The organism is Streptomyces sp. NPDC040432 (genome assembly GCF_055595445.1).
In genome coordinates, this window is sequence record NZ_JBVIVP010000013.1 from 144,054 (window position 1) to 168,446 (window position 24,393).

Sequence of the window (24,393 nt, forward strand, 5' to 3'; positions counted from 1 at the left end):
CTACGCCGCGGGGCCCGGTGGATGATGACCCCGATATGGCCGGAGCCCGTGCACGGACGCGCTCGCGTCCGCGGTCTGCGTGGCAGGGCGGGCGGGTGCTGCGAGCTGCCGCGTTCACCCTGATCAGCTCGGCATTGGCAGCCGTGGGTCACCACCTGGCCTCGGGGGAGCCCGTGCCCGGGCCGCGGCTCGTGGCCGGGGCCGCCGTCCTCTTCGCCCTGTCGTCGCTCGCGGCCCGCCCCGTCCCGGCCGGGCCGCACGTGTTCACGGCGACCGTGACGGCCCAACTCCTCCTGCACCGGGCGCTGTCCGTGGGGCACGGAGCGGCCCACGGACACACCGGACCGCACGCCGGTGTGCCGGTGCCGGAGGCGGGGCGTGCGGCGCGACAGGCCGTGTGGGCCATGACCGCGGCCCACTGCGTCGCCGCGTGCGTGATGGCGCTTCTCATGCACCGCGCCGACCGTGCGCTGAGCCGCCTGCCGGGGGCGTTGGGTCGGTGGGCCCAGGAGGCGGTCGCGGCTGCCGCAGCGGCCTTCGACGTGTGCCGGCGGCCAGGTGTCCGACCCGGTCCGCGGACCGCGATCGTCGTGCTCGACGGGCACCACGCACGGCCGACGGTGACGACGATGCTCGGTCACGCGGTGGTGCGTCGGGGGCCTCCCACCGGAGGCGCAGGAGACGCTCCCCTGATCCTGGCGGGCTCCCACCTGTGGGGCGAGGCCCGTCCCGCGCACCGAGAGGGTTCCTCCATCATGAACAGGTCACACATCCGCCGCCCGCTCCGCCGACCCGCCCTCGGGGCGGTCGGCGCCCTGGTGCTCCTGGGTCTGGCTGCCGGACCGGCCGCCGCCCACGCCGGAGTCACGGCCTCCGACCCGCGCGCGCTCGCCGAGAACGTCACGCTGACCTTCGAGTCCGAAGCCGAGTCCGACACCGCGGGCATCGCGGAGTTGCGGGTCGTGCTCCCGACGGGCATCGCTCCGGACGCGGTGACGCTCAAGGAGGCGCCCGAGAACTGGAAGTTGACCGTCACCCCGGACGGGTACGCGATCGGCGGCCCGGCTCTGGCCACCGGCACCGATGCCGAGTACAGCATCGCCGTCCGCCAACTGCCCGATGCGAAGTCCCTGGCCTTCAAGACCCTGGAGACGTACGGCGACGGAAAGATCTCCCGCTGGATCGAGGTGCCCGGCAACGGCGAGAAGGTCGACAACCCGGCTCCCGTACTGGAGTTGAAGGCGGCGGCCCCCGGAGCCGTGCCGATCGCCCCGAGCCCCTCGCCGTCGCCGACCCCGAGCGTCACGCCGTCGCTCCAGGCGTCGGCGGCGGCCCCGTCCGTTCCCGTCGCGTCCCCGAGCGGACGGACGGTGGGCGCGGAGGAGGCGGGCAGCGGTACCGGGACCGTCGTCGGCGTGGTCGCGGCCGCCCTCGTGCTCGTCGGCGCCGGCACCTTCTGGTGGATGCGCCGCAGCCGCGACGGGGCCTGACCGACACGGTCGGGGGCCGGGCAGCGGCGCGTACCGGCCCCCGACCGCGGTGCGGCTGCGGCTGCGGCTGCGGCTGCGCCGGGACTACGTGATCCTGACGGTATCGCGCACGGTGACCTGGTCGATGTCGGTGGTGCGCACCGTGAGGTTCAGGGTCCACTCGCCGGCCATCGGCAACCGCAGGTCGTACGTCGCCCAGTACCCCTTCTGGTTCTTGAGCCCGGCGTCCAGCGGCCCGATCCCGAGTTCGTTCTGGGTGAGGGTGAGGCGCAGTTCGGGAACGGTGGCGAGGCCGCCGTCCGCGGTGAACACGACGGCTTCGACGGTGTTCTCCCCGACGCGTCCCGGGGCCAACGTGATCTGCACGGTGCCCCGGTGGTTGGCCGTCCCCATGTCGAACGGGACCGTGACCACCTTCGCCTGCGGCTCCTGCGCGGAAGTCCCCGGAGCCCCGTCGGCGGCGCGGCTGGGCTGGGTTCCGGTGAGCAGGGTCGAGATGGCCAGGACCACGACGCCGAGTACGGCCTCGACGGCGACCGTGCGGCGCAGGCCGCGCCGGTACCCGTCGGGCCGGACGCCGGTCGGACGGGCTCCGTCGGCCGGCTCGCCCCCGTCGGGCACGTCCGCCGTGCCACCGGGCCCCGTCGGCGCCGCCAGGAGTGGCGCTCCGACCGTCTCCACGACCCGCACCCGCTCGGCCGCGGGCGCGGGCACCGTCGCGGTCTCCGTGACCGGCGGCGCCTCGTGGACGAGGCGGGCCGTCCAGCGGCGGGAGAAGGACGCCGCGCACAGCACGAGGGCCACGGCGGCGACCTTCACGACGAGGGTTCTGCCGAACGAGGTGGTGAGCAAGGCGTCCCACGATCCGACCTGCCGCCAGGACTGGTACGTCCCGGTGCCGACCAGGGTCACCACGGCCACGAAGGCCAGGGTGGAGAAGCGGCCGATCGCGGACGCCGGGACGTCCCCACCGGCGGCGCCCCGGCGCCGTAGGAGGACCATCAGGGTGATCAGGCCGCCCAGCCAGATCCCCATGGCCAGCAGGTGCAGTACGGCGACCGGCATGGCCAACGGCACCTGGATCCCTGCGGCGGCGTGTTCCGCGGCGGCCCAGGTGGCCGCCAGGGCCAGGGCGATCACCGCGCCGACCAGGCGGACACCGGCGCCGAGTTCCTCGCGCGGGGTGCCGTCCCCGGTCCGTTCGAGCCGTTCGAGTCGTACGGACGATCGCCTCAGGAACACCGCGGCCACCGCCAGCAGCGCGAGCCGTACGATCAGCGCGCCGCCGGGCCTGCCGGTGGCGGTTCGGCCCATCCCTGCCAGGTCGAAGGCCGAGGCCACGGTACCGCCCGTCTCGTAGGGGCCGCGCAGCAGGAACAGGGCCAGGGTGGACACCGTCAGCGCCACCCAGCCGACTGCCGGCACGCCGCGCACCCGACGGACCGCGGCCGAGGTGGGCCAGCACACCAGGACGAACGCGGCGGCTCCGACGAGGAGGGCCAGTCCGGTGTACGCGACGTACCGGAAGAAGCCGTACAGGCGGCCGGCCGCCGTGTCCTCCGGCGCTGCCGTCCCCACCACCGCGGCGGTCTCGGACGGCTTGCCGATGGAGAAGACGAACGCGCCCGAGATCGGGTGGCCGTCGGCGGAGACGACGCGCCAGGCCACGGTGTAGGTGCCCTCCGGCAGCGTGCCGGACAGCTCCACGCGCGCCGTGTTGTCCTTGCCGTCCGCGTGCTGTGCCGGGCGCGGGTTCGCACGCTCGTTGTCCGGCGACAGCACTCTCAGCGAGTCCTCGGAGAAGCTGACCGATTCGGTGAAGGTGAGTGTGACCTGCCGCGGAGGGGTTTTGAGGACGCCGCCGTCCGCGGGATCGGAGCCGCTGAGGCTCGCGTGCGCGGAGGCCGGGCCCGCCCCGCCGAGGATCAGGGCGAGCACGGCGACGACCAGCGCCAGGACGGTCGACGAGGTCCGCGCGGAAGGCGATCCGGTGTGCATGGAGAGGCAGCCTCCGAAGGGACGGTCGCCGGCGGCGACACCACGGCCCGGATCCCGGTCGTACGGAGGAACAGCCGGGCGGTACGACGCGCCGGGGGCGACGGAACGGACTCCCGGCGGGGCCGGAGGTCATGGCGAGATGTGGACGATAGTGCCGTCGGCCCCCGAGCGGCGCCGGTTGAGCAACTTCGGCTAAAGGACGGCGCGGAAGGCTCCGCCGGGGGCACCGTCCTGTATGGGGCGGCAGGCCCACTCCCCGGCCGCCGGGGCGGTGTCCCGGTCGGCGCCGTAGTCGCCGGTGGCTTCCGGTTCAGGCCTCCTGGCCCGTCGAGGCCAGGACGATCTCGCGGACGGTGACGTGGCGGGGTCGGCCGTAGGCGTAGGCGATGGCGGCGGCCACCTCGTCCGGGTCCAGCGCGCCGCCCGCCGACTCCTTCCACGCCTGGTAGTCGCTCTTGATCCGTTCGTCGCTGGTGTGCGACAGCAGTTCCGTCTCGACGGCCCCCGGAGCCACCGTCACGACCCGGACCCCGGTGGCGGCCACCTCCTCGCGGAGGTTCTCCGACATCGCGTGGACGGCGAACTTGGTTCCCACATAGGCCGCGTGGTTCGGGAAGGTCTTCCGTCCGGCCACCGAGCCGATGTTCACGATGGTGCCCGCGCCCCTCTCCAGCATCCCGGGCAGGACCACGCGGGTCGCGAACAGCAGGCCCTTCACATTGATGTCGAGCATCCGCTCCCATTCGTCCACCGGCTGGTCGGCGATCCGGCCCAGCAGCATCGCGCCCGCGTTGTTGATCAGCAGGTCCACCGGCCCGTACCGCTCCTCGGCCTCCCGCACGGCGGCCTCCAGAGCCGGCCGGTCGGTGACGTCGACCTTCCGGCACATGGCGTCGGGCAGCCCCAGCGCCTCCAGCCGGTCCAGCCGGCGGGCCACCAGGAGCAGCGGGTGGCCCTGGGAGGAGAACAGTCGGGCGGTGGCCGCGCCGATGCCGGAGCTGGCACCGGTGATCACGATCAGGGGCTTGGGCATACCGGTCGGGGTCCTTCCCATCGGGGCGCGGGGACGGCGGGAGCCACAGCGGCACCCGCCGCCGGCTCCCGCCCCAGGAGACCACCGCCGGTCGGACCCTGACCGGCGCCGCCGGGCGTGGTGCCGCACGACCTGCCGGGATACCCCCGCGCGGCGCAACGCCCGGCCGTGCCTCCATCGGCCGGGCGGCGTCGGGCCGTCCGCCCCTCGCGGCCCGGTCAGGAATCGGAGCGGAATGCCCCGTGGACGCGCAGGTCGCCGTTGATCGCCACCTTCCCGTCGTTGGTGTGCATGATCCAGTCGCCCGCGTTGCGCACCGACAGGTGCGCTCCGGCGTTCACCTTCCCCTGGAGGCGCGACTCGCCCTGGACGCGCAGCATGCCGAGCGTGGTGAGGTCTCCGTCGACGGTGACCGTGGCGCCGGCCGTCACCTCGCCCTCGGCCTCCAGCCTGCCGTGGACGATCAGCCGCGGCGGGCCGTCCTGCGTCTCCAGCACGTTGCCGACGCTCAGCCCGCCCTGGAGGGTGAGCCGCTCCTCGACCTGGGCCCGGCGGGCGACCAGGTCGTTCAGGTCCGCCTTGTCGGCCGCGACGGTTCCCCACTGGCGGCTTCCGGCGCCCTGGAAGACGTTCATCCCGGAGGCCGGGAACTCGATCCATCCGTCGGTGCCCGTGCGGCCCTGCACCCACTTCGTATGGATGCCGTTCAGGTCCGCCAGGTCGGCGGCGACGGTTCCCCAGTCCTGCTTTCCGTCCTTGCGGACGTTCACTCCCGACTGCGGGAACTCGACCCATCCCTTGCCGGAGTCCCGGTCCCCCACCCACTGGGTGTTGATGCCGGTCACGCTGATCCTGTCGGCCGTGACGGTTCCCAGGTCGCTTCCGCCGCCGTGGCCGACCCTGATCCCGTCGGACGGGAATCCGATCCACCCGGCGTCGTTCTCGCGTCCCCGGACCCACGTCGCGGTCACGGTGTCGACGTCGGCCCTGGCGGCGGTGAGGGTGCCGAGGTCGCCGGCGGTGTCGCGGAGCTGGGCGCCCTGCGCGGTGAGGACGATCCTGCCCCGGTCCGTCGTGCCCTCGATCCACGGGCTGTGGATGCCGGCGGTGGCGGTGACGCCCTCGAACTCGGGGCTGCGCAGGTGGACGGTGGTGGTGAGGAAGTACCCGGCCTGTTGTCCGCCCGGGGAGGTGGCGATCAGGGTGTACGTGGCGTCCCTCCTGGGCTCCCGGCCCGCGGGCGGCGACCACTGCCAGCCGGCCGCGCCCTGCGTCGGTGCGACGGTCTCCGGTTGGCCCTCGGGGCCCTGGATCCGGTAGGTGAGGGTGTCGGGCCCGTCCCAGCGCAGGACGACGTCCTGCCCGCCGGCCACCAGGGACTGCTCGGCGCGGAAGTTGCTCGGGATCCTGGGCAGTTGCTTCAGCAGGCTCAGGGTCACCGGGTTCTTCTGCACCCTGGCACCGTTCGCCGCCCGCTCCGTCACCCCCAGCAGCACCAGTCCGGCCACGCCCGATACGGGGAAGCCGTCCAGGACCAGGGCCATGGAACCGGCCTCCTGGAACAGTGCGTTCGGCCGGGCGGTCACGGTGAGGACACCCGTGTTTTCGTCCCAGACGACGAGGGGCTCCTCCCCCGGCCTCGTCGCGGTGTTCCGCTCGATCCGGGCGGTGATCGTCTTCGGGTCCGCCGTCAGGTCACCGGCCCCTTGGCCGCAGGGCACCCGTAGCTCGATGGAGTACCAGATCACCTCGTCCATCGTCGGGTTGGAGACGACGACGTGCACCGAACCCTGTCGTTCCTCGCCCGCGACCGGGACCTGGAGCGGAGCCGGATCGGTGAGTATGTCGTAGTGCAGAGAAGCCATGGCTGAGGACCCCCTGTTGACGCTGTCCGACGCTCGCCCCGACGGGCGCAGCCCCTCCAGCACACCACTGACCGGGCGGACCGGCACCCGGATCATCCCCAACCGGCCCGAAACAGACGTTCGCTGTCCGATTCGGGAATCTCCCGATTTCCGGGGGCGCGCCCGGTGCCCAGGGGTCCGCTCGGAGGTGTTCGCCGGACGTGGGTCCGGGCCGAAAATGGTGCCGGGTCCCGCCGCTCGCGGCCTATTCTGATCACCGTCTCCGGACGCGGTGCCCGTGCTCCGCGTCCATCATGGGCGCGCCTTCCCCGCCGGCGTCCGGCTCGCCCCCACCGCGCGCGGTCCGGTCGTCCCCGTGCCCGGAACGCCACCGGACGGGTCGGGGGGAGCCGCGCACGATCCCTCATACCGAAGGCACCCCGTGGACAGTGAGCGCATACGGATCTGCCTGGACATGATCCAGCAGGCGCGGCGGCTACCCCTGGACGACGACCGGCGCCGGTCGTTGGAGCGAGCCGCCGGTGATCTCGTCCGCGACGGTCGTCTGCGGCGTCGTGCCGAGGCCCGCGCGGCACGGGCCGCGGCGGATGCGGAGTTGCTCGCCACCACCGCGACGGGCGCCCGCGACCGCGTCATGGACGCCGCTCTGCCGCAGGCCCCACCGGAGCGGGGTCCGTCGGTCCGCGAGCACGTGCCGCTCCGTCCGGGGCCGTCCGCGGAGCCGCGGTCGCCGGACCGCGCGCCGGCCGGTGACGGCCCGGAACGGCTGCTGAACCGTCCGCTGCGCTGTTACGTCTGCAAGAACCACTACCGGCACGTCCACGACTTCTACCACCTGCTGTGTCCGGACTGCGCCGGTGAAAACCTCGCCCACCGTACGAACCGCACCGACCTCACCGGCCGGCGCGCGCTGCTGACCGGCGGCCGCGTCAAGATCGGCTTCCAGGTCGCGCTGATGCTCCTGAGGGACGGCGCAGAGCTCACCGTGACCAGCCGCTTCCCCCAGGACACGGTGCGCCGGTTCGCGACCGTCCCCGACGCCTCGCAGTGGTGGCCGCGGCTGCGGATCGCCGCGCTGGACCTGCGCGATCCCCGGCAGGTCCTCGCCTTCACGGACCACGTGCTCGCCCGGGGGCTGCCCCTGGACATCCTGATCAACAACGCGGCCCAGACCCTGCGCCGCTCCCCGCAGGCGTACGCCGCACTGGCCGCCGGCGAAACCACTCCGGCCGCCACGTCCCTCGAAGCGCCACCGATATGGACCGCTCCTGGGTTCTCCGTACCCGGTCCGCGCACCGCGCCCCTGCCGTGGACGGCGGAGCTCGCCCCCCGGGTCCCGGCGCCCCCGGCCCTCGCCGCCACCGCGCCCGCGGCGGGCGCCCCACCAGTCGTCCCGCCGGCGCGGGAGGGTGTCGACGAGGCGGGTCTGCTGCCCGAGACAGCCGGGACCAACTCCTGGACGCTGCGCCTGGGACAGATCGACGCGGCGGAGCTGCTGGAAGTCCAACTGGTCAACGCGGTGGCGCCGTTCCTGCTCGCCGACCGTCTGCTGCCCCTGCTGGACTCCTCCCCGCACCCCCACCGCTACCTCATCAACGTCTCGGCGGTCGAAGGCCGGTTCACCGTGCGCAGGAAGACGGGCGACCATCCGCACACCAACATGGCGAAGGCGGCGCTGAACATGCTCACCCGCACCAGCGCGGCCGAGCTGGCCACCCGTGGCATCCACACCTGTAGCGTCGACACCGGGTGGGTCACGGACGAGAAGCCCCTGCCCGCCCGGAACCGGCACGCCGCCACCGGCTGGCGCCCGCCGTTGGACGTCGTCGACGGCGCCGCCCGCGTCTACCACCCCGTCGTGCGGGGAGAGGCCGGAGAACCCGTGCACGGCGTCCTGCTGAAGGACTACCGGCAGGTCCCGTGGTGATCGCTCCGGCCTGCCGGGCGGCTCCCGTGCCGGACTCCCGCGCCGCTCCCGCCACCGCGGGCGCAGGGTTACCCGGTGAGGCCCTCCGGCGCCGCGGCGAGGGGAAACTCCGTCCACACCGTCTTGCCGTCCCGGGTGTAGCGGGTGCCCCATCGCTCGGTGAGCTGCGCCACCAGGAAGAGTCCACGGCCACCCTCGTCGGTGGTGCGCGCCCTTCGTAGGTGCGGAGCGGTGCTGCTGCTGTCGGAGACCTCGCAGATCAGGTTGCGGTCGTGGATGAGCCGCAGGGACACCGGTGTGCCGCCGCCGTACCGGTAGGCGTTGGTGACCAGTTCGCTGACGACCAGTTCGGCGGTGAAGGCCAGTTCCCCCAGGCCCCAGCCGGTCAGCGTGGTGTCCGTCAGGTGCCGTGCCCGGGCTGCGGCGGTCGGCTCCGCGGGCAGTTCCCAGGAGGCGACCCGCTCCGGCGCCAACACGCGGGTCCGGGCCAGCAGCAGGGCGACGTCGTCCGGTGGGTGCTCCGGCAGCAGGGCGTTCTGCACCGCCGCGCACGTCTCCTCCAGCGAGCGGCCGGGCCGGGACAGGACCCCTCGCAGCCGTTCGAGTCCCTCGTCGAGGTCGAGGCCGCGCGCCTCGACCAGGCCGTTCGTGTACAGCGCCAGCAGGCTCCCCTCGGCGAGTTCCAGTTCGGCGGACTCGAAGGGGAGCCCGCCCAGGCCGAGCGGCGGCCCCTCCGGCAGGTCCGGGAGGCTCACCGTGCCGTCGGAGGCCACCACGGCGGGCGGCAGGTGGCCCGCCCTGGCCAGGGTGCAGCGCCGGGAGACGGGGTCGTAGACCGCGTAGAGGCATGTCGCTCCGACGATCTGCCGGCCCTGTGGACGTCCGCCCGCCGGCTCCTGCTCGGCCGCCAGCCGGTTCACCAGGTCGTCCAGGTGGGAGAGGACCTCGTCCGGGGCGTGGTCGAGGCCGGCCAGGGTGTGCACGGCCGTGCGCAGCCGGCCCATGGTGGCCGCGGCGTGCAGACCGTGCCCGACGACATCGCCGACCACGAGGGCGACGCGGGCCCCGGAGAGGGGGATGACGTCGAACCAGTCGCCCCCGACGCCGGTCGCGGGATCGGCCGGCAGATAGAGGTGGGCGATATCGACCGCACTGTATTGGGGCAACTCCTGTGGCAGCAGGCTGCGTTGCAGGGTCAGTGCGGCCTGATGCTGCTGGGTGTAGCGGCGGGCGTTGTCGATGCACACGGCGGCTCGCGCGGCGAACTCCTCCGCGAGGGTGAGGTCGTCCTCCTCGAACGGTTCGGGCCGTTCGGCCCGCCACAGGCTGAGCAGGCCGAGCAGCAGACCGCGGGCCGTCAGCGGTACGACCATCAGCGAGTGGGCGTCCAGACCGAGGGCGCGTCGTGCGCGTTCCGGGTCCTGGAAGTACCAGCCGGGGCTGCTCCGGAGCACCGGTTCGAGGATGGGTCGCTGTTCGGCCAGGCACCTGGCCTGCGGGGTGCGGGGGTCGAAGTGGAAGACCTCGCCGGCGGAGTGCATCACCCGCAGCGCCTCCTCCACGACCGAGTGGACGGCCATCCTGCGGACCGGTCCGCTCTCCTCCTCGGAGGTTTCCTCGCCCCCTGCCACCGACTCCAACAGATCCACCGACACGGCGTCCGCGAGGTCGGGTACGGCGGCGTCCGCCAGCTCCCGGGTGGTCCGGCCGAGATCGAGCGTGGTCCCTATGCGGGTGCTCGCCCGGTTGAGCAGGGCGAGCCGACGCCGGGCCCGATGGCGGTCCGTGACGTCCTCAACCAGCTGGGTGACTCCGAGGATCCCGCCGGAGGAGTCCTCCATCCGGAACGCCGACACCGCGACGACCCGCTCACGATCGGGGTCGCTCCTCAGGTGGCAGGACTGCTCGGTGAAGATCAGGGGAGCGCCCGTTTCCAGCACCCGCCGCAGCCGGGTCTCGATGGTCTCCAGGTCCGGCCCGATGAGGAAATCACCGATGCTCCGACCCCGGATCTCGGCCGCGGAAAGCTGTGTGAACCGGGCGAGCGCCCGGTTGATCCGCAGAATGCTCAGGTCGGGGGCGTGCACGGACAAACCGATCGGGGAGCGCCGGAACAAGCCCTCCAGGACCGATCGGTCCGTCTCCCACCGGATCACCTCCTCGGCCGGGGCGACGACGAGGAACCATTCGAGGGCCGGCCCGGCGCGGATGACGGCGCGGGCACGAAAGCCCAGCTCGACGCGCCGCCCGCTGCGGTGCAGGACGGGCAGGACGCCGGACCACCCCCGGTCCCGCACGCACGCGGCCGCCGCCTCCCGGACCGCCCCGCGATCCCGTGGATCGAACAGGACTTCGAATGCCATGCGGCCCAGCACCTCGGCGGGCAGGTGCCCGAGGTGCTCCCGCGCACGCTCGCTCCAGCCGACGATCCTGCCGTGGTCGTCGAGCACGATCGAGGCCGAGTTCCGCAGCGCGAACGGGTCCTCGGGCACCTCGCCGGATCCGGGCGCTGGTGCGTCCATCGCTGCCACCCTTCGACCCATCGAACGGACCGCGCAGCGGGCATTGCCCCGTGACCACCCGGCGTGACCTGCGATCGAGCGGTCGCCGCCCCTCCAGTATCACCGCGCCGCCGCACGTCGGCAGGGGGCCGGCCACGGCACGCCCCGCCCTCCACGATCCCCCGTGCCGGTCCGAGACGCCGGCGCGGCGACCACGCCCCGACCCGGGCGGTGCCCGGTGGCCCCGGCGACCCGGCCCGCACTGGTCGGCGATCCGCTCCGGCTCGAACCCGTGGTCACCATGCCCACGGCCCTCCAGCGCCGACCGCCGCGCGCCTACGGCGTCGACGAGCACTGGCTGCCGTCGGCCACCTCGGCTTAGGCGGTGGCCGACCGGACCAACCGCCACGGCACCTACCTGCCGGCCCCGGACGGCGACGACGAGCAGGCCTGGGTGGGCGCGCCGCCAGGGCCTGTCGTCAAAGTCCCGTCGTCGCCCGGAGGGCGGCCTCGGGAGTTCGACGACAGGTCCTAGACGTCCACCGCCGCTGCGAGAGCCGATGTTCACGGTCAGCAACGAGGTCGCCCACGGCGGCCTCATGGTCCACGGCACCAAGTCCGAGGCGTTCCGCGATGCGGAACGGGACGGCTTGTCGCCCGGCCGCCGGCTCGACAGCGACGACCCGGCCCGCCCTGCGGACGCCCCGTGGGGCGAACGCGACCGCCCTGCGTTCGAGTTCGTCCTCGACCACTTGCGCAGGCAAGACGTCGGCGTCGAGCGCGTCCGCGTCATCGCCCCTTCCGGGCCCTCGTCGCCGAATGCCAGAAGGTCTGCCGCGGCCACGAAGGGTGGACCTCCGCACTCATCGAGGAGCGCTGCGCCACCGTCCACCGGGCCCAGGGCAAGGAGGCCGACGTGGTCGTCCTCGTGCTCGGCGGCGGCCGGCCCGGCGCCCGCGACCGGTCGGCCCGCACCCCGCACCCCGCACCCCTCACCCCTCACCTGCTCAACGTCGCCGCGAGCCGCGCCGAACGCCGCCTCCACGTCATCGGCGAGCGCAGCCTGTGGGCCCCGATCCCGCACTTCGACGTCCTGGCTTCCGATTTGACGGAGTTCCACCACCTCCGTGACCGCGAAACCCGGCCGCCGGAGAGCGATCAGCCGGACGGGCCGGGGCCGACCGGACCGCCCGCCCCGCGCGGGCACCGTCCGACCCCCGTTCCCGTCCCGTCCGGCGAGAACCCGCCGCTTGGGCACGGCCGTTGACCCCGCCCGGACGACGGGCCGGTCCGCGTCCGGCCCCGTCCGACGGCCGTCCGAGTTCGGTGTCGGACACCCGGCGCGCCTCCAACCTTGGATTACGTCACCGGGGATCACCCGGGACGGAAAACCGCCCGGGGAGGAGCCCCGCGATGGACCTGGTTCATCTGTCCGACGCCCTCTTGAGTCATCTGACCGATCTCATCCCGTACTTGCAGTTCGTCGCCGCGGCCGGCGGAGCCGGGGCCGCGGTGCGCCGGGCCGTCCGCGCGGGCCGCCGCCACCTGCGCGACCGTCGCAGCCGCACCGACGTCGGGGACTGAACGGGAGCACCGAATTCGTGGGAACGGCGGTGCCCGGACACCGCCGTTCCTACGATCGACCCGTGACCGACGAAGAGAACGGCCGGGCCCCGCACGACGGGCCGTCACCCGGCCAGACGCCCCTCGAATGGTTCGCCGACCGGCTCCGCGCCCACGTACGGGAGCGGGGCGGCGGCTCGTACAACGACCTGCTGCGGGCCACCGAGCAGGCGCACCTGCCCGTGGCCCGCAGCACCCTCGCCGACGCCCTCTCCGGCAAGCACGTCCCACGCCTGGAGACCGTGCAGAACCTGGTGGCCGCACTGCACCGCCGGCAGGGGCTGCCCGGCACCTGCGACCTGGTCGCCTGGGAGCGCGACTACGAGCACCTCCTGGACCTCCTGTCCGAACGACGCTCGGGCACCCGTACGGCCGCCGACGCCCGGGCCGCCTCCGAGGGCCGCACCTGGCCGCGCCGGTTCGGCCCGCTGCTCGAACCCGCCCGCTCCTTCCTGGCCCGGCCCGCGCTGCGCGTGCCCCCGGGGCCGGGACGGTACCTGCTCACCGGAGCGGGCGGCGTCGGCAAGACGCAGACGGCCGCCGAGTACGTCCGCGAACGCCTGACGGACGGCACCCTGGACCTCGTCATCTGGGTGACGGGCAGCTCCCGCGAAAAACTCGTGTCCGGACTCGCCCACGCCGCCGCCGAACTCACCGGCACCACCCGGCCGGACGCCGATGACACGGCCGCCCAACTCGAACGCTGGCTGACCCGCTCCCGACGCAGTTGGTGCGTCGTGATCGACGACCTCGACCGGCCCCAGGACCTCCAAGGACTGTGGCCGCCGCACTCAAGGAACGGCGTCACGCTGGTGACGACGCGCCGACGGGACGAGGCCCTGCTGGCCCGCGGCACCGTCATCGACCTCACCTTCTTCGACGAACAGCAATCCCTGGCCTACCTCACCTCCCGACTCGGCCCGCACCACGCGCCCCCCGAAGACCTCGCCGGCCTCGCCTCCGACCTCGGCCACCTGCCCCTCGGACTCGCGCAGGCGGCCACGTTCCTGGTCGACAACGACATCAGCCCGGCCGCCTACCGCATCCGCCTCGCCCGGGAAGGGTCCAAACTCGCAGGCCTCGTCCCCGACGCCGTCATCCCCGACGACTACCCGCTGCCGCTCTCCGCCGCCTGGTCACTGTCGGTCGAGCGGGCGGACGAACTGCGCCCGAGCGGCCTGGCCGGGCCCGTCATGCACGTCCTCAGCCTGCTGGACGGCACCGGCATCCCCGGCGAACTCCTCGCCACCCCGGCCCTGTCCACGCTCGCCCCGCAGCGCTCCGGCGCCGCCGCCCTCGACGACGTCCACGACGCGGTGCACAACCTGCGACGACTGAGCCTCCTCACCGTCGACACCACCGCCACGGCACTCCGCACGGAGGCCGGCCCCACCACCGAACCCGGCCCCGGCGACGCGCTCGCGGGTAAGGCGATACGCATCCACACCCTGCCCCAACGCGCCACCCGCGACCGACTGGACCCATCGGAACGCCGAACCGCGGTGAACACCGCCGCCCAGGCCCTCGTCGAAGGCTGGCAGGCACCGGGCGTCCCGGCCCGCCTCGACCGGGCGCTGCGCGCCAATGCCCTCACCCTCGATGCCCACGCCCGGGAGGATCTGCTCACACCCGTGCCCCACCCCGTGCTCTACCGCATGGGCCACAGCCTCGGCGAGTCCGGGCAGGCGACGGCGGCGCTGCGGCACTTCCGACGGCTGCGCGAAGTCGTCGACGCACGCTTCGCGCCGGACGACGAGGTCAGCCTCGACACCCGGGGACACCTGGCATGGTGGCAGGCCAAGGCGGGCGACCCCGCCGGAGCGGCCCGCGCGTACGCGTCCCTGTACGCCGACCAGACACCCCTGTACCCGCCCGACCATCCCGGCCTGCTCCAGACCCGGCAGAGCGCCGCCGTGTGGCGGGGTGCGGCCGGCGACCCCCGCGGGGCGGTCGTCGAGCTGACGTACCTGTACGAATTGCGCATCAGCCTGGGACGGGCCGCCCACCGCGACACCATCAGCAACCGCAACCACCTCGCCAACTTCCTCGCGGCGGCCGGCGACCACGCCGGGGCCCTGGTCCTGCACGAAAAGGCCTGGCGCGAGGACGAGGCACGCCTCGGCCCCGACCATCCGGACGTCCTGCGCGCCCGCTCCGCGGCCATGCACCACCGGGGCGAACTCGGCGACGTGCCGAGCGCCCTCGCCGCCCTGCGGGACCTCCTCGAAGTCCAGCAGGCGGAAGACCCCGACGGTCCCGACACGTTCGCCACCCGTGCCCGCATCGCCGATTGGACCGGACGTGCCGGCGACCCGACCAAGGCTGTGGCGCTGCTGGAACCGCTGCTCACCGACCGTCTGCGCGTGATGGGTCCGGAGCATCCCCACACTCTGGGAACCCGCATGGACCTGGCCCGTTGGCGTACGGCGACGGGCGAACCGGCCCGCGCCGCGACCGAGCTCACCGAGCTGCTCGCCGACGAGGAGGAACTGCTCGGCCCGAACCACCCCGCCCTCCCGGCCACCCGCACCGCCCTGGCCGAGGCCCTGAACGCGGCCCGAGGCGACAGCACCTGACCTGCGGGTCGGCCGCGCCGCGCCCGGTCAGAGGGTGTCGAACGAGTCGCGCGCGGTGAAGTGGTAGAGCCCGACCCTCGGCTCGGCGACGGTTCCCGTGGTGGGGAGCGGCAGGCTGACGCCGTCGGCGTTCGGCATGTGGCTCGGGTCGGCCAGGATGTTGATCTCGTCGGCCACGGGGCCGGCGCCGCCCGAGGGGTTGAGGTCCACCGCCGCGTACGTGGTCGCCCCGGGCCGCACCGGGTGCGCGGGCGGACCGCCCAGACCCTCGGGCGGCGTGGCCTGGATGCCGAGGGCGGAGCCCTTGGCGCTGAACCCGACGGCGGGGTGGAAGTCGAGGCCGCAGGTGGTGGAACCGTTGTTGGTCACGGTGACGACCCGGACGGTCGCCGGGAAGCCTTGCGGCGAGGTCACCTTGACGGTGATGTTCCCGGCGGAACAGGGGTGGGTGTAGGCGTAGGCGTCCTCGGTGGTCGCGTCGGCGGCGCCCGTCGCCTTCGCCGGGCCTTCGGGTCCCGTCGGCGCCGCGGTGCCCACGGGTCCGCCGGTGCCGCTCGGACCGGCCGCCGTCGGCGTCGCCGAGGCCGAGGCCGCACCGGATGCGACCGGGGTGCCGGAAGCCGCCGGGGTGGCCGTGCCGGCGGTGGATCCCTTGGGCGCCCCGTCCGTGCCACCGCTCCCGCCGCTCCCGCATCCGGTCAGGGCCAGGACGAACCCGACGGCGGTGGCGAGGGCCGCGGCGCGGCTCCGGTGGATGCGCATGGTGGAACTCCCCATCTCCTACGGTCGGACGGCAGCCGCCCGACCGGCAAACCATACGGTCCACCCGGTCCGGGAAACGTGAAGGGACGCCCCACGCGCCGGCCGCCGGATCAACTCGTCCACCGCTCCCGGCAGGCCACGGACGAGCGGCGCGAGCGGCGTCGTCAGCAACAGCCGGCCCGGCGACCACGGTCCGAACTGTGGGGCCCACACGTCCGCGCCGGCTGCGATCAGGGTACGGATCCCATCGGCCCCCGTCGCACGCACCACCGACAACCCCGTTCAGAAGATGCGGCGTTGACCCGTGCAACCCCGGCGTTCCGCGGTCCTCCTCGTATGACGGACCAGGGTGGGCGGCCTGCTGTCGGCCGAGTGTTGGACGATCAACCGGTGATGCCGTGCGGGGGGACGCTGTTAGGTTCGGCCAGGCCGTCAGGACTCCCCCATGGCGACCGCCGATCACCACGCCCGCCTCGGGCCCGCTCCGGCGCCGCACGGGCACTTCGGGCTGCGGTCCGGGCCCCGGCGGGCGCCGCAAGCACCGGGGCACGGGCCGATACCAAGGACGAACGATGACGACGCTGGACCGGATGGACGTGGGCCTGCGCGCCCTGCACCTGCTGGAGGGCCAGCGCATGGCGCAGCGCCTGTTCGCGCACGTGATGGCCACTCAGGTGATCAAGCCCGGGCGCAGTGAGGAAGAGGTCGACAACCGGATCGCGCTGATCGCCCGGGAGGTGTTCGGTGTACGGGCGGGCCGGGTGCGCCGCAGGTTCGTACGGTCGTGGCCGAGCGCCGTGGTGGGCGGGCGCTGTCCGGAACGGGTCATCGGCGCACAGGACCTGGTCGTGCTGGACTTCGAGTCGCTGTTGGCTCCGTACGAGACGGGCTTCGCCCGGACCGTGGCCCTCGGCGACGGTCCCGTGCGCCGGCGCCTCGTGCACGACCTGACCGCCGTGGCCGCCGGTGCCAGGGACGCCTTCCGGGCCGACGAGTCCATCACCGGCCGCGAGCTGTACGCGAAGGTCCGCGGCCTGGCGGCCGGGGCCGGCCGGGTTCTGGGCGTCCCGCATTGCGGTCGACTGACCGGCACCACGGCCGCCGGGCACGCCGACGGGGCACGGCCGGAGGTCTTCATCGGTCCCGGCAACGACCGGCCCCTGCGTCGTGCCCTGGAGGAGGGTTCGCGGGCCCACTGGATCCTTCAGGTCCACCTCCTCGACGAGCACCGCGGCCCCGCCGCCGTGCACACGGAACTCCTCGACCTCGTCTGACCGACCGTTGGTCCGTGCGGGCCATGCCGGGCCCGGGTGCGGCTGGCGGGTGGGCCGGCGGGGCACCTCTGGGGCCGTGACAGAACACAAGAACCATCGATACGCGATCACCGTCGAACGCCGGAACGGCGTCTGGCACTGCACTCGCCTGGACCGCACCGCCCTCACCGGGCTCGACGAGGCCATCGCCGCGGTCCGCGCCGTCGGGGCCTCGGAGCCGGTCTTCGGGTTCTTCAACGCGGACGAGTCCTTCTTCCTGATCCTGCGTTCCGCGAACCCCCGTTCCGTGATCCCTTCTTCCGCGGCGGCCGCAGGCGCTCTGCTGCTCTCGGACGCCCGCGCCGCGCACCGGCACACGCTCGCCGCCCAGGCCCTGGACGCCCTGGACATCGCGCCTCCCGAGGAGGACGCACCCGGCGCGCTCCCGGCCGGGGATCCGGGCATCCTCGCCGATCTGGGGCTCACCGCCGAAGCCATGGCGGCCCTCCTGTCCCGACCGGACGGTGATCCCGACGACCAGCTGCGGGCCGTCGCGGACCGGTGCGGATTCACCGCCGAGTTCGACCGGCTTCGCCGGTAGGGGCGGTCGCCCGGCGCCCGTCACCCGCCCGAGGCCACGGGCGGCCGGTCGGGTCCTTTGAAGGGAACCCGACCGGCCGTCGCTACTTCGGCCCCGGTGCGAGGGGTCCGATGATCGGCGCGCCGTCCAGGTCGGTCATGAAGTCCCGGTGGACCGGCTTCTTGTCCGTCGGCTCGGGAAGGTCCGGGCACGCGATGCCGTTGCCGTCCCGGTCGAGTCCGTTCGGGTCCAGTGGGTCGGCGCGCAGCACCGCTTGCGCGTCGGCCTGGGCCTTGAACACGTCGCAGTCGGTCACGTGCCCCTTGTTCACGAAGGGAGCGACGTCGAACGTGTGCTCCGGAGCCGCATTGCCGGAGCAGGCGGTGAGCATGATCGCCGCGATGACTCCGACCGCCACCGCGATGTGCGGACGACGACGATCCGGTCGCGGCCGGTGATCCGGGCCCGCGTGCGGGATGCGCGATGGGTGCGACATGGCCCTAGACCGATCCCGTCCGGAACACCGCGACGGATTCACCGGCCGGATCGATCCCGTACAGCTTCCCCGTGGTGTTGTTCACGGCCAGCGAGCCGAAGTGTCGGGTCGTGCCGAGCGCATCCTGCCTCAGCAGGGTGGTTCCGTCGGTCACCCCGATGCCGCCCGGCGCCTTCGTGGGGCCCTTGCCGTCGCCCGTCATGAGTTGCGCGACGAAAATCCTGTTGAAGTCCTTCAGCACGGTGACCTTGTGTGCTTGGTTGGCGGGGGCACCTGAAAGTCCGCAGACCTGCGTCTGCTTCCCCATCGTCCGACCTTCGATTCGGCTGATGCGGCCCGCAGCACTGGAGCTGCATCCGGATAGGGTTCCGCCCTTGGAGAAGACGTAGGCCGATGCCGCCGAGGGACTGAAGACCACGCTGATGTGTCCGTAGTTCGTGCCGGGCAGGTCGTCGATCGACGTCCAGCTCTCGTCGGTGGGGTTGATGACGATCGTCGTCCCCACGCTTGTCACCCCTTTGTTGGCCTTCGGGTCTTCGACGCACCTTGCGGCCAGGAGGTAGACGAGGTTGCGGTTCGGATCGATGGCAACCGCACCACGTGCGGAGCCGGATGTGTAGTGCCCGGAGCTACCACCCTCGCAAGTGCTCGTCGGGAACTCCGCCACGACCTTGGCCACATGGGTCTGCGACGAAATGGAGACCAGGCCGATCTTGGGGCTGGTGCCCGTGCCGACACCCTGCTTGACGAAGTACACCACGTGACGCGCGGCGTCGAAGGAGAAGTCCACGCCGGAGCCCGCACCCACGAGCCCCGCACCGGAGAGAGGAATCGGCGTCGCCGATGTGCCGCCGGCAGGGATGTAGGAGACGAAGGAGGCAGGTCCCGAACCGCCCCCGACATAGACGTCACCGTTCTCGGGAGAGACGGCCAGTGCGGCGACGGTTGCCGGGAGCTCGACGCGGGTCACTTGATTGCCGTTGGCCGTGTCGATGATCGCGACGCTGTTCGTACCCCCGACGTAGACCCGCCCAGTGGCGGGGTCGACCCCGATCCGGGTCGGGGCCGACACGGCGCCGGAGACGTCGATCGGAGCACCGACCGGTTCGTCGGTCTTGCCGTCGATCACGGTGACGATGCCCGGACCGCTGAGAGAGCCGGCCACCACGTACACCCGATTGGCCTTTTCGTCGACCGCCAGGTCGATCGGACCCTTGCCCACCGGGATCGAGTCCACCGTGCGCTCCGTCGGCGCGGTCCCGTACAGCGTGAACGAGGACTTCTCGCCCTGTCCGCACTTGTTCTCCGAGCCGACCGCCACCATGTTGTAGACCGGCTCGCCCGTCAGCAGACGGTCGGCCTTCAACTCATCGATGGTCCCGTAGCGTCCGTGCTTCGCGCAGTAGGCCTCTTCTGCCTTTCGCAGGGTGGTCGCGCCCGTCGCGACCGCCTCCTTGCGTCCCTTGTCGCCGATGCCCCTGACGGAGAACGTCACGATGGCGGAAAGGACGCCCAGGATCACGATGACCACGAGCAACTCGATGAGTGTGAAGCCGTCCTGACGTCTGGTGTGCGAGAGGAAGGGACGGTGATCCGGTGTCATGGCGGTCGGGGCTTCCTTCAATCGATGGGTCTTGTCCAGCCCGAGCGCACGCGCGAGCCCTTGCCTCGTCACAAAGTTCCCCGTCGCACGGGGTTGACGTCCCTCGGACCAGGGAGGTCCGGACAGGCGACGCCCTTTCCTTCGCTGTCGAGACGGTTCGGATCGTCCGGCGCGAAGCGCAGGACGGCCTGGGCATCCGCTTGACCGGCGAAGTCCCGGCAGTCGTAGGCGTCGCTGCTGTAGCGCAGGAAGTAGCGGGCGTCGAAGCTTCGATCCGGCTGCGGACAGAGCGCGCTACGGGTTTCGCCGGGACCGCACGTGAAGCGCTCCGCGATTTCACGAACCGGTGTGACGTCGCGCGGCGCCGGCAAGCCGCGACATGCGACGCCGCCTCCGTCATCGAGGCGGTTCGGATCGCGGGGGTCGGTCCGCAGCACCGCCTGGGCATCTGCCTGGTTGGCGAAGTTGATGCACTGGAACGAGTCGCCGTGCGTGACGTATTCCTTGGCCTCGAAGCCCTTGTTGTTCGGGCAGAGGGCGGAGCGCGGGGTGCCCGGCGTGCACCAATCACGCTCGGGTCGCTGGACTTGTGCGGCCGTGCCCGACCCACCGCGCACGAACACCACGACGCCCCACGCCACCGCGATGACCGCGAGAACCAGGGCGACCCGCCTGATCGCGCGCGAGCCCAAGAGCTTGCTCAACACAGCCACACCACGCCTCTGCCCATCGTGCCGTCAACTCCTTCGCCGATTCCTGCAGCGGACCGACGGCATTCGCCCACCAGGCCCGTTGCAGTCCGGATACGTGCATTAGATCCACCGACCGAACGGTTGTCAACGATTGACTACTGGCTGTCCGCGTGAGCACCGTCTAGGCGTGTGCGGCACCCTCGCGCCAGAAACCTGGCAGATGCCCAGGAGTTCTCGGCATTCGCCTGACCCTGTGGACAGGGTGCCGGTGCGGCAGTCGCCGCCAACCAGATCGACTGGGAGTTACGAATGCACATAAGACTCAGCCGCACTCGAAGCGCGTCGCGCTCCGGACGCAGCGCGATGTCCCGGGTACGGAACGCGTTCGCGGTCGGCGCCCTCGCGACGGCACTGATCGGTGCCGGAGCACCGATGGCGTCCGCGACCACGGATTCGGAGGTGGGTGTCGCGAACAACATGTACCCCGCCCTGAAGGACATGAAGGACTACATCGCGACCACCAAGTCGTTCACGCCGTTCGTCGCGAACCCCGCGTCGCAGGTCGGCGGGTTCTGGAACAAGCCGGTGATCGACACCTCGACGATGCGCGGGATCACGTCGGGAAGTCTGCGCCAGCAGCTGAAGAGCGCCGGCCCCTACACCACCTGCAATCCCTCCTCGTCGAACAACTGCGTCAACGGGCCGCTGCACATCGACGCGTTCCTGTCGGCGGACGAAGCCAACGTGGACGCGGTCATCCCGACCGCGAACGGCGGGACCTGCACGGCGAGCGGCAGCGTCGAGTGCAACGGCGACGCCTCGACCAAGCATCTCGTGGCCGTCGGACGCCTGGCGATCTACAGCTGCATCGGCACCTGGGCGGGCTCGACGAAGGGCGACGACCCGTCGAACGCCGCCAGCCCGCCGTTGGCGTTCGGTGCGGACGCCAACGGCAGTGGCAACGGCAAGGCACAGTCGCCCCGTTGTGACGCCACGCCGGTTCCCGGCGGCGCGCCCACCAACATCCCCGATGTGGTGACCTGGCTGAACGCGGCGGGCGGGAACCGGATCGCGGTCGCCGACCCGGCCTCCGCCCCGTTCGGCGCGGCGTCGAAGCAGGCCCTGGTGCAGAACGGGTTCTCTTGGACCGACAGCGGTCCGGGCCAGAACGTGTTCCGCGGCAGTGCCTGCGACAGCGCGGGCACGGCGTGCAAGGTGCGCCTGGAATCCGGCATCAGCCAGGTGCGCGGCGCGGTCACCGCGAACGCGGGTGGCAACACCCAGCTGGGTCTCGTCGCCAAGTCGAACGTCATGAACGTGAGCTGGACTTCGAGCTCGCTGAACGGCACCACGGCCAATGACCCCAACACGTGGACCGAGGTAAACCCGAGCGCGTATTCCGGCTACGGAAACATCGCGCAGTACGGCGTCGCCCTGAGCGGCGGGAACGCCGGCGCCGCGGCCGTCTGGGACGACCTGTTCAACAACGACTGGGACTACGACCCCACCATCCAGCAGACCCTCGCCGCCTACGGCTACTAGGCGAGCCGCAGGACTGCGCGACGGACCGTCGGCCGGCCGGACACACGGCCCGCCGACGGTCCGGGCCCGGCGATCCTCGTCACCGCGCTCCCGCCCTTCGACGGCGGAGGCATCTGACCGCACGCCCGGCAGGCCACACGGCACGCACCGCGCACCACCTCATGGGTCAACGAATTGATCAGCCGAGGTGGCCCTCCGCGTCGTCCCGCCCCGCATTCCCACCGGATCGATGACGAACGGCACGGCTTGTCGCCGATCGACGGCCGCCGTGCCCGCGTCACCGGTTCCCCTGTACCAGGCCCTTAGGAGGGTCCTCACCCATGCACAGACCACCACGCCGACACCTCTCGCCGGACGGTGTCCCCGTCGCGCCCCAGCAGGGGCGTCGGCGCCGCATCCCGACGATCGTCCTCGCCGTGGCGACCGTCGCCATGGTCGCCTACCCGGCCTCGGCGACGGGCGTCAACACGACGGGCTTCGGGACCGCGGCCCACCTCGACGACAACGGTCGCGGCAGCGGCGCCGTCGCGATCGGCGATCTCAACAGCGACGGCAATCCGGACGTCGTGACGGCGATCCGCACCGAGGGCCTCGGTGTGTTCCTCGGCTCGGGCGGCGGCGGCTTCGGCGCCGTGACCAAGTACGCGGCGCCACTGACCTCGACGAGCCGCTTCCTCAACGCTGCGGAGATCCGGGACGTCAACGGCGACGGCCACAAGGACGTCATCGGTCAGGACGCGCGCGGCAACGTCGCCCTGGTCTGGCTCGGCGACGGCTCCGGGGCTCTCGGTGCCGGTACGGCGGTGCAGCTCAATCCGATGCCCGGCTGCGACACCACGGGCGACAACCCGTGCGTCGCGCGCTTCCCGGTCGGCGTCACGGTGGGCGACTTCGACGAGGACGGCAAGCAGGACCTCGCGACGGCCAACGCCAACACCAGCAACGTCTCGGTCGTGCTCGGAAACGGCGACGGCAGGTTCGGCGCGGCGGCCCAGTTCGCCCTGGGCGGTGGCACCGGCCCGCAGGGCGTCGCGGCCACCGACCTCAACGGCGACGGCCACCTCGATCTCGTCACGGCGAACTCGTCCGCCGGCACTCTCTCCGTGCTCCTGGGCGACGGGGCCGGAGGCTTCGGCGCCGCGTCGAGCGTGTCGGCCGGCATGACGCTGCCGTCAAAGCTCAAGCTCGCCGACGTCAACGAGGACGGCAAGCAGGACGCCATCGTGGTGGCGCCCGGCACGCCGGGGCGCGCCGCCGTCCTGCTCGGCGACGGCGCAGGCGGGTTCGCCGCCGCCAGCCTCCTGTCGGCGGGGTCCAACCTCAGCTCCGCCTCGGTGTCCGACCTGAACGGCGACGGGCACGTCGACCTGGTGGTCTCCAGCTCCGGCTCGAACGAGGTCATCGCGTTCGAGGGCAACGGCGCGGGCGCGTTCGGCAGCCCGCTCGTCTTCGGATTGAGCGACGGCCTGAACCCGCAGTCCGCGGCGGTCGCCGACCTCGACGGCGACGGACGTCCCGACGTCGTCACGGCCAACGGCAACAGTTCGGCGGCATACCTCAAGGACGCTTCGGTGCTGCTGAACACGACGAACCGGACGCCGACCGCCGTGAACGACTCCTACGGTCACGTCGGCGCGGACACCGCGCTCGTCGTGGGCGCCTCCGGAGTCCTCGGCAACGACACGGATCCGGACGGCAGCGCGCTGACGGCTTCGCTCGTGACCGGTCCGACGCACGGCACCCTCACGCTCAACCCGAACGGCTCCTTCAGCTACCAGGCCGGCAGTGGCTACGTCGGAAGCGACAGCTTCACGTACGAGGCGACCGACGGCACCGTCGACTCGAACATCGCGACCGTGACGATCAACGTCTCGGCGGGCTGCAACGGGCTCGCCGCCACGATCACCGGCAACGGGACGGTGAACGGTACGAACGGCGCCGATGTGATCGTGACCGGCAACGGGAACGACAGCGTCAGCGGGAACGGCGGCAACGACACCATCTGCGCGTTCGGCGGCAACGACGCCGTGTCCGCGGGCAGTGGCAACGACCACCTCGACGGCGGTGACGGCAACGACGCCCTCAGCGGCGGAGACGGCACCGACGCCCTCAAGGGCGGGGCCGGCAATGACGCGCTCTCCGGTGGCAACGGCAACGACACCGTGGTCGGTGGCGCCGACAGCGACACCCTCTCCGGCGGCAGCGGCGTGGACGTCTGCGCCGGTGACGCCAACGGCGGGCCCACCCTGCCGGGCACGGACGCGATCGCGGCCGGAGGCTCCTGCGAGACCGTCGTCGAGGTGCCGTAACCGACGAGCCGTTCCTTGCGGCTCATCCTGAGATCTCCGCGTGCGGAGCGGGCCCGGGGGGGGGGGGGGGGGGGGGGGGGGGGGGGGGGGGGGGGGGGGGGGGGGGGGTTTTTGGGTGCGCCGCCCAAAGCGCAGCGTAGGGT

The 24,393-nt window shown here is 72.5% G+C and carries 18 protein-coding genes; 10 read left to right on the plus strand and 8 right to left on the minus strand.

Annotated elements, in window-relative coordinates:
• Positions 1-95: 95 nt before the first annotated feature.
• Positions 96-1,490, plus strand: coding sequence for a DUF1775 domain-containing protein (locus tag ACZ58N_RS25070; protein WP_471163904.1), 1,395 nt, complete (start codon positions 96-98; stop codon positions 1,488-1,490).
• Between the two features lie 84 nt (positions 1,491-1,574).
• Here the strand turns inward: ACZ58N_RS25070 and ACZ58N_RS25075 are convergent, their stop codons facing one another.
• The 3 genes from ACZ58N_RS25075 to ACZ58N_RS25085 form a co-directional block, all read right to left on the minus strand.
• The gene (locus tag ACZ58N_RS25075) at positions 1,575-3,488 is read right to left on the minus strand and encodes a copper resistance CopC/CopD family protein (RefSeq protein WP_471163907.1); all 1,914 of its coding nucleotides are present in this window, start codon (positions 3,486-3,488) and stop codon (positions 1,575-1,577) included.
• Positions 3,489-3,798: 310 nt separating this feature from the next.
• The gene (locus ACZ58N_RS25080; RefSeq protein WP_471163909.1) at positions 3,799-4,521 is read right to left on the minus strand and encodes an SDR family oxidoreductase; all 723 of its coding nucleotides are present in this window, start codon (positions 4,519-4,521) and stop codon (positions 3,799-3,801) included.
• Positions 4,522-4,739: 218 nt separating this feature from the next.
• Complete coding sequence (locus ACZ58N_RS25085) at positions 4,740-6,386, minus strand: hypothetical protein (RefSeq protein ID WP_471163912.1); 1,647 nt, start codon at positions 6,384-6,386, stop codon at positions 4,740-4,742.
• Between the two features lie 454 nt (positions 6,387-6,840).
• Here ACZ58N_RS25085 and ACZ58N_RS25090 point away from each other — a divergent pair, with 454 nt between their 5' ends.
• Positions 6,841-8,313 (plus strand): SDR family NAD(P)-dependent oxidoreductase, encoded by a 1,473-nt coding sequence (locus tag ACZ58N_RS25090; protein ID WP_471164022.1) that lies wholly within the window; start codon positions 6,841-6,843, stop codon positions 8,311-8,313.
• 68 nt (positions 8,314-8,381) lie between these two features.
• Here the strand turns inward: ACZ58N_RS25090 and ACZ58N_RS25095 are convergent, their stop codons facing one another.
• The gene (locus ACZ58N_RS25095; RefSeq protein WP_471163914.1) at positions 8,382-10,835 is read right to left on the minus strand and encodes a SpoIIE family protein phosphatase; all 2,454 of its coding nucleotides are present in this window, start codon (positions 10,833-10,835) and stop codon (positions 8,382-8,384) included.
• 163 nt (positions 10,836-10,998) lie between these two features.
• Between ACZ58N_RS25095 and ACZ58N_RS25100 the strand changes: the two genes are divergently transcribed.
• From ACZ58N_RS25100 to ACZ58N_RS25115, 4 genes are all read left to right on the plus strand, one after another.
• Positions 10,999-11,196: a hypothetical protein gene (locus ACZ58N_RS25100; RefSeq protein ID WP_471163916.1), complete on the plus strand. Its 198-nt coding sequence runs from the start codon at positions 10,999-11,001 to the stop codon at positions 11,194-11,196.
• Between the two features lie 534 nt (positions 11,197-11,730).
• The gene (locus ACZ58N_RS25105; RefSeq protein WP_471163918.1) at positions 11,731-12,081 is read left to right on the plus strand and encodes a hypothetical protein; all 351 of its coding nucleotides are present in this window, start codon (positions 11,731-11,733) and stop codon (positions 12,079-12,081) included.
• A gap of 146 nt (positions 12,082-12,227) precedes the next feature.
• Positions 12,228-12,398, plus strand: coding sequence for a hypothetical protein (locus ACZ58N_RS25110; protein WP_471163920.1), 171 nt, complete (start codon positions 12,228-12,230; stop codon positions 12,396-12,398).
• Between the two features lie 62 nt (positions 12,399-12,460).
• Complete coding sequence (locus tag ACZ58N_RS25115; protein ID WP_471163923.1) at positions 12,461-15,013, plus strand: tetratricopeptide repeat protein; 2,553 nt, start codon at positions 12,461-12,463, stop codon at positions 15,011-15,013.
• Positions 15,014-15,040: 27 nt separating this feature from the next.
• Here ACZ58N_RS25115 and ACZ58N_RS25120 read toward each other — a convergent pair whose 3' ends face one another.
• Positions 15,041-15,775, minus strand: coding sequence for a DUF4232 domain-containing protein (locus ACZ58N_RS25120; protein ID WP_471163925.1), 735 nt, complete (start codon positions 15,773-15,775; stop codon positions 15,041-15,043).
• A 572-nt stretch (positions 15,776-16,347) separates the two neighbouring features.
• On the opposite strand from ACZ58N_RS25120, the gene ACZ58N_RS25125 reads away from it, so the two are divergent.
• The gene (locus ACZ58N_RS25125; RefSeq protein WP_471163927.1) at positions 16,348-17,049 is read left to right on the plus strand and encodes a M24 family metallopeptidase; all 702 of its coding nucleotides are present in this window, start codon (positions 16,348-16,350) and stop codon (positions 17,047-17,049) included.
• 76 nt (positions 17,050-17,125) lie between these two features.
• Positions 17,126-17,629 (plus strand): tRNA adenosine deaminase-associated protein, encoded by a 504-nt coding sequence (locus ACZ58N_RS25130; protein ID WP_471163930.1) that lies wholly within the window; start codon positions 17,126-17,128, stop codon positions 17,627-17,629.
• A gap of 82 nt (positions 17,630-17,711) precedes the next feature.
• Here the strand turns inward: ACZ58N_RS25130 and ACZ58N_RS25135 are convergent, their stop codons facing one another.
• The 3 genes from ACZ58N_RS25135 to ACZ58N_RS25145 form a co-directional block, all read right to left on the minus strand.
• Positions 17,712-18,026, minus strand: a complete 315-nt coding sequence (locus ACZ58N_RS25135; RefSeq protein ID WP_471163933.1) for a hypothetical protein — start codon at positions 18,024-18,026, stop codon at positions 17,712-17,714.
• Positions 18,027-18,108: 82 nt separating this feature from the next.
• The gene (locus ACZ58N_RS25140; protein ID WP_471163936.1) at positions 18,109-19,707 is read right to left on the minus strand and encodes a prepilin-type N-terminal cleavage/methylation domain-containing protein; all 1,599 of its coding nucleotides are present in this window, start codon (positions 19,705-19,707) and stop codon (positions 18,109-18,111) included.
• Between the two features lie 68 nt (positions 19,708-19,775).
• Positions 19,776-20,414 (minus strand): hypothetical protein, encoded by a 639-nt coding sequence (locus ACZ58N_RS25145; protein ID WP_471163939.1) that lies wholly within the window; start codon positions 20,412-20,414, stop codon positions 19,776-19,778.
• Positions 20,415-20,762: 348 nt separating this feature from the next.
• Here ACZ58N_RS25145 and ACZ58N_RS25150 point away from each other — a divergent pair, with 348 nt between their 5' ends.
• Together ACZ58N_RS25150 and ACZ58N_RS25155 are read left to right on the plus strand one after the other, a co-directional pair.
• A complete protein-coding gene (locus ACZ58N_RS25150) occupies positions 20,763-21,941 on the plus strand; it encodes a type 2 periplasmic-binding domain-containing protein (RefSeq protein ID WP_471163941.1) in 1,179 nt (392 codons plus the stop codon).
• Positions 21,942-22,261: 320 nt separating this feature from the next.
• Positions 22,262-24,250, plus strand: coding sequence for an FG-GAP-like repeat-containing protein (locus ACZ58N_RS25155; protein WP_471163944.1), 1,989 nt, complete (start codon positions 22,262-22,264; stop codon positions 24,248-24,250).
• Positions 24,251-24,393 lie beyond the last annotated feature (143 nt).